The organism is Mesorhizobium sp. M7A.F.Ca.CA.001.10.2.1, assembly GCF_003998575.1.
In the GTDB taxonomy this organism is placed as follows: Bacteria; Pseudomonadota; Alphaproteobacteria; order Rhizobiales; family Rhizobiaceae; genus Mesorhizobium.
This window is the reverse complement of sequence record NZ_RZQY01000925.1, coordinates 1-1,774: the sequence shown is the minus strand read 5'-3', so window position 1 is coordinate 1,774 and position 1,774 is coordinate 1. Positions and strand designations below refer to the sequence as shown.

4 protein-coding genes are annotated in these 1,774 nt (G+C 60.5%); 3 read left to right on the top strand and 1 reads right to left on the bottom strand.

What is annotated here, in order from left to right:
• Positions 1 to 110 precede the first annotated feature (110 nt).
• Complete coding sequence (locus EN964_RS33545; protein WP_127268780.1) at positions 111 to 275, top strand: DUF3309 family protein; 165 nt, start codon at positions 111 to 113, stop codon at positions 273 to 275.
• A gap of 333 nt (positions 276 to 608) precedes the next feature.
• On the opposite strand, the gene EN964_RS33540 is transcribed toward EN964_RS33545, so the two are convergent.
• Positions 609 to 866, bottom strand: coding sequence for a hypothetical protein (locus tag EN964_RS33540; RefSeq protein WP_127268781.1), 258 nt, complete (start codon positions 864 to 866; stop codon positions 609 to 611).
• Between the two features lie 60 nt (positions 867 to 926).
• Between EN964_RS33540 and EN964_RS33535 the strand changes: the two genes are divergently transcribed.
• Both EN964_RS33535 and EN964_RS33530 read left to right on the top strand, forming a co-directional pair.
• Positions 927 to 1,220 (top strand): DUF982 domain-containing protein, encoded by a 294-nt coding sequence (locus EN964_RS33535; protein WP_236382758.1) that lies wholly within the window; start codon positions 927 to 929, stop codon positions 1,218 to 1,220.
• Positions 1,221 to 1,449: 229 nt separating this feature from the next.
• Positions 1,450 to 1,774 (top strand): GntR family transcriptional regulator (locus tag EN964_RS33530; RefSeq protein ID WP_164776311.1); only part of this gene is annotated, 325 nt, incomplete at its 3' end.

The window sequence follows — 1,774 nt, the reverse complement described above, 5'->3', positions numbered from 1 at the left end:
TGGTTCCAAGGCTCATGGCTTTCAGCTCCCGTTAGCGCTGACGCATTGGGTCGAACATCGCGGCCGCGATGTTCGACCCAATGCGTCAGCGCTAACGGGAGCTGAAAGCCATGAGCCTTGGAACCATACTGATCATCATTCTTATCCTTGCCCTGCTTGGCGGCTTCAGCGGCCTCGGCGGAGGTCCTTTTTATGGCGCCGGCTACTATGGCGGCGGCGGCCTCGGGCTCGTGCTGCTCATCGTCATCGTGCTTGTCGTGCTCGGGCGCATCTAGCCAGGCCCGCCCGGTTGTCGCCGACAGATCGCAATCTCGTGAGCGCCCCCAATGTCGGCGCGCACCGGATTGTGATGCAGGCAAGCCGGCTTGTGATCTTGCACTCTGCAAAACTTTCGTATGGTCATTGCGGTCCACACCCCCCCGTGGAAACAAGAGGAGAGGGTCCCACCCCTTATCCTCCTCCAAGGCCCGCTCCGGTTCACCGTGGCGGGCTTTTGCTTGATGGGCGAGGGAACCGGCTTGCATCAAGCTTCAAGGAAAGGCGGGTGTTTTCTGAGAAGTCTCCGTTCTGGCTGCGGCATTGAGCGCAGGCCGGATCCTGACGCCAGATTACTCCATGTCAGGTACGTCGCCGCTGACGAAGAGCGTGTTCGGCGGGCCGTATTCGCCTAGCGTCGGATCGGCCTCACGGCTCCAGGCGATGACGCCGGCATGCTTTGCCGCCAGAGCCTTGGCGGTGCGTATAGCGCGGTCTTCGCTTTGCTGGTCGGCGGGTCCAAAGGCTGGGAACAGCTCGCCATCCTCACCGCGATCGAAGGCGACCACGACGATCAGCCTGGGATTTTTCTGGCCACTGGAATCGGACATCTTGCACCTTTAGCGCGGAACCTATCACATTGCTCGGGGTTGAAGGCCGCGAATCGATGAATGCCGACTTTGGGGAGTGGCATCGTGCAAGATCAGCGTTTCGATGAGCCGGTCAGGATTGCGCTCGGCCGATCGCGAAACTCGATCTTCAACGTGGAGCGGGTCGCTCAGGCTGCAGACGTCCTGCTGAACCGCTGGCCGGTTGCGACCGGGCAAAAGCATATGGTTGCCCGCAAGGTCTGTCTGGCCGTGCTCGAGGGAAAGAAAGAAGTCTCGGCGGCAAGGGCGGCGTTCATTAACGCCGCGATCGAGGCGGACATCCTCGTCGAACCGCGTGAGGTGTCGATCCCGTAGCCTGCTCCGGTGAAATTGAATCAGGGTCTGGCTCCATCCCCTTGATGTATGCCTCTTTTTTGGCGATCGCCGACCGGCTTTTCGGGGGCCATATTGACCTGCCTCTCGGCGCGCCTTGCACGGTATTCCGCATATTCGCTGCCTTTTGGGCAGTCTTCAGTACCCGTTGACATAGCATCCCGGTCTCTATATTGAACAGGATTATACAGGTTCACTGAACAGGTACTATATGAAGCGGCGCGCGGTTCAACTGTCTCCCGGTACGGGCAAACCCGAGCAGATCGCCACCGTTCTCGAACATGAAATCCGCTCCGGTGTTCTCGGCTTCGGCGACCGCCTGCAAAGCGAGAATGAACTTGTCCAGCGCTTCTCCGTCAGTCGCAATACGGTCCGCAAGGGCCTTGAGGAATTGTCCAGCCGGGGGCTGATCACGACCAGGGTTGGTATCGGCTCGTTCGTCACCTTCGACGGCAAGCCGGTCGATGACTCCATCGGCTGGTCGCGCGCGCTGGCCGATGCCGGCGCCAATGCCGAGACGCGGACGCTGCGGCTGG

What these genes read in the sequence shown, in the direction of transcription:
- EN964_RS33540 (WP_127268781.1), bottom strand. Translation starts at nt 866, where the DNA reads ATGTCCGATTCCAGTGGCCAGAAAAATCCCAGGCTGATCGTCGTGGTC.
- EN964_RS33535 (WP_236382758.1), top strand. Translation starts at nt 927, where the DNA reads ATGCCGACTTTGGGGAGTGGCATCGTGCAAGATCAGCGTTTCGATGAG.
- EN964_RS33545 (WP_127268780.1), top strand. Translation starts at nt 111, where the DNA reads ATGAGCCTTGGAACCATACTGATCATCATTCTTATCCTTGCCCTGCTT.